We start from the raw sequence: 6,280 nt of genomic DNA, 5'->3' as shown, positions 1-6,280 counted from the left end.
GCACGAACCGGAAGTGGTGTTTCAGAGGATTGGCCACCGCGGGACCGTCCGCGCAGATGCGTGTCCGGTGCTCCCTGCCAGGCAGCTCGAAGAACACTAGACCTCTGGAGTCGCCGGGTCAAGTGGCGCAACCGAATTCTCGGTGCCCTCCTCCGCCGGTAGCTGGAAGGCCAGGACGGCGACGTCGTCGTCGTGCTCGGAGGTCACGCCCATCGCCCGCAGCAGCCGGGCGCAGATCACCTCGGGGGCGCCGATCGCGCCGGTCAGGGTGCGGGCCAGGAGGTCGAGGCCCTGGTCGATGTCCTCGTCCCGGCGCTCGACCAGTCCGTCGGTATAGAGGACACCGGTCGTACCGGGGAGCAGGCGCAGGGTGTGGGAGACGTGCAGGCCGCCGCCGGTGCCGAGCGGCGGGCCGTTCTGCTCCTCGCTGCGCAGGATGGTGCCGTCCGGGCAGCGCAGCAGGACGGGGAGGTGTCCGGCGGAGGCGTAGGAGAGGGTGCGGCGCCGCGGGTCCCAGACGGCGTAGGTGCAGGTGGCGATCTGGTTGGCGTCGATCTCCATGGCGAGGCCGTCGAGCAGGCGCATCACCTCGTGCGGCGGGAGGTCGAGGCGGGCGTAGGCGCGGACCGCCGTCCGCAGCTGGCCCATGACGGCGGCGGCGCGCAGGCCGCGGCCCATGACGTCGCCGATGACGAGTGCCGTGCGCCCGCCGTCGATGGCGATGACGTCGTACCAGTCGCCGCCGACCGCGGCCTCGGCGCCGCCCGGCTGGTAGGTGGCGGCGACCCGCAGGCCGGCCGGCTGGTCGAGCTTCTGCGGGAGCAGGCTGCGCTGGAGGGTGACGGCGGCCTCGCGCTGGCGGCGTTCCGCTTCGCGCAGGCGGGCCGCGGCGAGGACCTGGTCGGTGACCTCGGCGGCGAAGATCAGCACTCCGGCGGGCGGTCCCTCGGCGGGGGCGTCGCCGCCCTCCCCCGTGCCGAGCGGGACGCAGGAGACGTTGTAGTAGCGGTTGCCGGTGAGGCCGAGGATGCAGCGGGCCTTGACGCTGCGCGGGCGGCCGCCGCGGATGACCTGGTCCATCAGGGGCAGGACGCCCATGGTGGCGAGTTCGGGGAGCGCCTCGGCGGCCGGCAGTCCGGTGGGGCGTTCGCCGAAGAGTTCGCGGTAGGCGCGGTTGGCGTAGCCGAGCTGGTGGAGCGGGCCGTAGGTGACGGCGACCGGGGCGGGGATGCGGTTGAGGACCTCGCGCAGGTTCTGCGGCTTGTGCGGGTCGGGGAGCTCCGCGGTGGCGGCGGGGCCGACCGGGTCGCGGGGGCCGGGCACGACGACGCCCTCGGGGCAGGGCGCACCGTCCTCGGTGCCGGTCCCGGGGGGCGGGAGGGCACGCCAGGGGACTCCGGCGAGCCGGGCGCTCCAGCGCATGAGGTTCAAACGACGGCCGCTTCCTCGTTTTCCAGGCATATCATCACTTTTTGTGTGCGCAGCAGCACACGGGGTAATGACCAGGTCGGGCTGATCCTGTCAGGCGGAGGCCCGGTTCCGGAAGTCGCGCGCCCGGCGTGGCCGCCCGATCCGCCGTCCGACCCACTCCCCGGTTCGCCGTCCGGTCGGCCGCCGGCCCGGGTCGGCGGCCGCGGTCACCGGGGAGCATCGGGGCCGGCGTCGGACGGCCGTCCGGGCTCGGGGCCGAACCCCTCCTCGAAGGCCGAACGCGGGTGCTCCATCGCACCCAGCGAGACCGGCTCGCGGGAGAACACCCCGCCCAGCACCCAGTCCATCAGCACCCGCACCCGGCGCTCGGTGCTCGGCAGCCGCCGCAGGTGCCGGGCCCGGTGCAGCCACCAGGCCCGGCGGCCGGTGAGCCTGCCGCCGCGCCGGGTGTGGGCGACGGCCCGGTGCGGGCCGAGCGAGGTCGAGCAGGCGGCGGGGCCGGGCCGGTAGTCGGCCAGGCCCGGGGCGTGCGGGCCGCCGTCCAGGGCCACCACGACGTTGCGGGCGAGCAGCTCGGCCTGGGCGAAGGCGTGCTGGGCGTTGGGGGCGCAGGGGGCGCCGTCCGCGTTCGGGTCCGGTACGGCGGCGCAGTCGCCGGCCGCCCAGACGCCGGGCAGGGCGCGCCCGTCCGGCCCGACGGCCTGCAGGGTCGCCAGGCACCGCACCCGGCCGAGGGTGTCCAGCGGCAGGTCGGTCGCGCGCAGCAGCGGGGACGGCCGGACGCCCGCCGTCCAGACCAGCGTGCGGGCGCCGAAGCGGCTGCCGTCGGAGAGCGCCACGACCCGGTCGGCGGCGGACTCCAGGGTGGTGCTCAGCCGGATGTCGACGCCGCGTTCGCGCAGCTCCCCCAAGGTGTGCCGGGCGAGTTCGGGCGACTCCTCGGCGAGGATCCGCCCGGTCGCCTCGACCAGCACCCAGCGCAGGTCCTCGGCGCGGACGTTGTGGTAGCCGCGCACGGCGGTGCGGGCCATGTCCTCCAGTTCGGCGAGCGCGCCGACGCCCGCGTAGCCGGCGCCGACGAAGACGAAGGTGAGCGCGGCCTGGCGCAGCGCCGGGTCGCGGGTGGCGGAGGCGAGGTCGAGCTGCTCCAGGACGTGGTTGCGCAGGCCCACCGCCTCGCCGACGGTGGAGAAGCCGAGGCCGTGCTCGGCGAGGCCGGGCACCGGCGCCGTGCGGGAGACCGATCCGGGGGCCACCACGAGGACGTCGTAAGGGAGTTCGACCGGGGCGGGGGGTTCGCCGGGGCCCGCGGCGTCGGCCAGGGCGCGCCGGGCGGCGTGTTCGATCCGGGTGATCCGGGCGGTGAGCACCCGGCAGTCCGGCAGGACCCGGCGCAGCGGGACGACCACGTGTCTCGGGTCGATCGAGCCGGCCGCCACCTCGGCCAGCAGCGGGTGGTAGGTGAAGTACGCCTGGGGCTCGACGACGGTGATCTCCGCCTCGCCGCGCCGCAGCCGTTCCCGCAGGGCGCGCTGGAGGTGGAGTGCGGCGGCCGTTCCGGCGCAGCCGCCGCCGGCGATCAGGATCCTGATGGTGCGCCTCCTGCCGATGCGACGTTTCGTCCCGGCCACCCCGCGGCCGGGGGTGTCCCCCATCACGCCCCCTATGAAGGACCGGCGGGGGTCGTCTTGTCCACAGTCCGTACGGGGCTGGTTGCGACGCGAGTGACCGTCGTGGCCAGTTGTGCCTACTGGGCGACTTTCTGACGCACTTTCGGCCTCGGAGAGTGGTGAACTATGGTCGGATTGTGTACCGGGGCGGCCGTCGCCATGACAATCGGCGGCGACGCACCGTGGAGCGGCCACTACGGCCAGTTCCAGCGTTGGCGTGAGAACCCGACTGGGGGACGGTCATCCGGGGAAGGGTAGTTCCCGGACAGGGCCCCGGTCGGTGCCGACGCGCCGAGCCGGACGTGGACCCGGCACGGCGGCACGAACCGTGGTCACCGGATCGGGACGGGCGGCACGAGCATGGGTCATCGGGTCACTTCTGACGGGCCGAGCTGCACCGGGGGGTGCAGGGGCGGGCGACGACAGGGTCCGGTTTCGGACGCCTGCGGGGGAGAGTTGGGATGATGGATCAGGAGCAGGTATTGGGGCGGGCGGGTGCGTCGCAGGTCGGACCGGGCATGGTCCCCGAGCAACGCGGCCCGGTGGACCTGCCGCAGGGCGGGACGGCACCGGCCGGTCTGGCCCGGGCGGCCGTCCCGTACCGGGTCGAGCCCGCGCCGGCCGCCGTGCCGGTGCCGGGGGCCCGATTGCGGGTGGACGCCCGGCGGAACCTGGAGAGCGTGCTGCGGGCGGCGCGCGAGGTGTTCGGCGAGTTCGGCTACGGCGCGCCGATGGAGGAGGTGGCGCGCCGGGCCGGGGTCGGGGTCGGCACCGTCTACCGGCGCTTCCCGAGCAAGGAGGTGCTGGTCCAGCGGATCGCCGCCGAGGAGGTGGCGTGGCTGACCGCGCAGGCGCGGGAGTCGCTGTACGGCGGTGACGGCGCCTGGGAGGCGCTGGCCGGCTACCTGGCCCGCGCGGTGAGCAGCGGCGCCGGGCGGCTGCTGCCGCCGGAGGCGTTCCGGTACGCGGAGGAGCTGGGCCGGGTGCCCGAGCAGCGGGCGGCGGAGCCGCCGGCCGCGGTCCGCTTCGACCTGCGCGGCGAGGAGGCCCGTTCCGGCGGGGCGGTCGAGCCGTCGGCGGCCGACGCCGATCCCCGGCTGCTGCTCCAGCTGCTGGCCGCGCTGGTGGCGCGGGCCGGTGCGGCGGGCGAACTGCGGCCGGGCGTCACGGTGTCGGACGTGGTGCTGGTGCTGACGGCCTCGGTGCCGGTGCACGCGGCCCGTCCGTCGGTCTCCGCGCCGACGGCCGTCGGTTTCTCGCCGATTTCTCCGCAGACGGAGGGCCAGCCGGTCGCCGGGCCCTCGGACCGGCTGCTGCAGATCCTGTTGGACGGCCTGCGGGAGCGCTGACGCCCGTCGGCCGGCCGGGCCGCCACGCCGGACGGGCACGGGAGTTGGGAGGAGGACCGGCGCGCGACCCGAGTGCGCGCGCCGGGGTGCGGGAGTCGCACACCCCACCACCGCACGCTGGGCGAACGCCCCCGCGACGGCCCCTCGGAGGAGTGGAAGGCGACCGGTCCGGCTACCGCCGATCCCTGCGCTATGCCATCCTTTGCCCGTGGTTGGAGCCAATGTCCCGATGCGCGCCGTTCGCGCGCCGTCGGCGCCGTACGCCGGGGAACCGTGCGCCTACGCACTCCCGCGCGCCCTGCCACACTACGGGGGCTGTCGTGGAATCTGGGGTCCGTTGTGAGCGCCGAGGAACAGAACGACTACGGGTACGGCCTCGACTTCGGGGGCCGCTCCGGTGAGACCGCCGAGGGGTCCGCCGCGGGCCCCTGCAGTCTCGGCAGCGCCGGCGGGACGGCCCAAGTGCCGGGCACCGCAGCGGGTTCGGCCGCCGGACACGTCCCCGACCAGGCCGGGATGCCCAGCCGCGAGACGCTCTCCGCCTCCGCCGCCGCACTGCCCCCGGGCCGGGTGCCCGGGCAGGCCCCGGCGGGCCGGGGTGGCGTCGCCCCCGAGGCGTTCGTCGGCGAACCGTTCACCGGCGACGGCCGCACCGCCCGGCCGACCGTGCCCGCCCCCGCCGACCCGGTGGACGGCGAGCGCCCGGCCTCCGACTCCGAGTTGACCGCCCGGGTGCGGGCCGGCGACGACACCGCGTACGAGGAGATCTACCGCCGGCACGCCGACTCGGTGCGCCGCTACGCCCGCACCTGCTGCCGGGACAGCTTCACCGCCGAGGACCTCGCGGGCGAGGTCTTCGCCCGCACCCTGCAGGCGCTGCGGGCGGGCAAGGGCCCCGAGTTCGCCGTCCGCGCGTACCTGCTGACCGCCGTGCGCAACGTCGCCGCCGCCTGGCACCGCAGCGAGCGGCGCGAGCAACTCGTCGACGACTTCGCCGTGTTCGCGCAGACCTCGGCCGCCGTGGTCGACTTCGACCTCGCCGACCCGGGCGCCGACGCCTGGGCGATGGCGATGGCCGACCAGCGGATGGTCATGCAGGCCTACGCCGAACTGCCCGAGGACGACCGGATGGTGCTCTGGCACACCGAGGTCGAGCGGGAGTCCCCGAAGACCGTCGCGGTGATGCTCGGCAAGACCGCCAACGCCACCGCCGTCCAGGCCCACCGGGCCCGCGACCGGCTCGCCGCCGCGTTCCTCCAGGCGCACGTCTCGGGCAGCCAGGACAGCGCCTGCGAGGCGTACGCCAACCGGCTCGGCGCGTACGCGCGCGGCTCGCTGCGCAAGCGGGCCTCGGCGGAGGTCGGCCGGCACCTCACTGAGTGCGACCGCTGCACGGCCGCCTGCCTGGAACTGACCGAGATCAACACCGGGCTGCGCGCCCTGCTGCCCGGCGGGGTGCTGGTCTGGATCGGCGTCGGCGGGTTCGGCGCCGCCGCGGCCGCCGTGGGCGGTGCCGCCGCCGTCGGCGGTGCGGCAGCGGCCGGGACGGCCGCCGCGACCTCCGGGTCCGCGGGAGCCGCGGGCGCTGCGGGCTCGGCCGGTGCGGCCGGTGCGGCCTCCGGCGGGGGCGGGGCCGGCGCCGCCGCGGCCGGCGAGGGCCTGGGCACCGCCGCCAAGGCCGGGATCGCCGCCGCCATCGCGGTCGCCGCGGCCGCCGTCGCCGCGTACGCGCTCACCGGCTCACCCGAACCGCAGCCCCCGGCGGCCGCTCCCCCGGCCCCCAGCGCCCCGGCCGCCGCCTCCCCGGCGCCGCCCGCGCCCGCGTCCGCC

At 76.4% G+C, this 6,280-nt stretch carries 3 protein-coding genes and 1 pseudogene; 2 read left to right on the top strand and 2 right to left on the bottom strand.

The features are described from left to right. Window positions 1-144 precede the first annotated feature (144 nt). Together ACFCY1_RS41270 and ACFCY1_RS41265 are read right to left on the bottom strand one after the other, a co-directional pair. Window positions 145-1,431 (bottom strand): annotated as a pseudogene (locus tag ACFCY1_RS41270) (PP2C family protein-serine/threonine phosphatase); the annotation flags it as partial. Between the two features lie 206 nt (window positions 1,432-1,637). Then, the gene (locus tag ACFCY1_RS41265; RefSeq protein WP_079272033.1) at window positions 1,638-3,086 is read right to left on the bottom strand and encodes an NAD(P)/FAD-dependent oxidoreductase; all 1,449 of its coding nucleotides are present in this window, start codon (window positions 3,084-3,086) and stop codon (window positions 1,638-1,640) included. A gap of 476 nt (window positions 3,087-3,562) precedes the next feature. On the opposite strand from ACFCY1_RS41265, the gene ACFCY1_RS41260 reads away from it, so the two are divergent. Continuing rightward, window positions 3,563-4,450 carry a TetR/AcrR family transcriptional regulator gene (locus ACFCY1_RS41260; protein WP_241852827.1) on the top strand — a complete coding sequence of 296 codons (888 nt, stop codon included), beginning with the start codon at window positions 3,563-3,565 and terminating at the stop codon, window positions 4,448-4,450. A 339-nt stretch (window positions 4,451-4,789) separates the two neighbouring features. Then, a partial coding sequence (locus ACFCY1_RS41255) for a sigma-70 family RNA polymerase sigma factor (RefSeq protein WP_375877803.1) occupies window positions 4,790-6,280 on the top strand: 1,491 nt, incomplete at its 3' end.

It is taken from the genome of Kitasatospora sp. NPDC056273 (assembly GCF_042268845.1).
Classification (GTDB): Bacteria; Actinomycetota; Actinomycetes; order Streptomycetales; family Streptomycetaceae; genus Kitasatospora.
The sequence above is the reverse complement of the archived record's forward strand: the minus strand, read 5'-3'. Positions and strand labels throughout refer to the sequence as shown.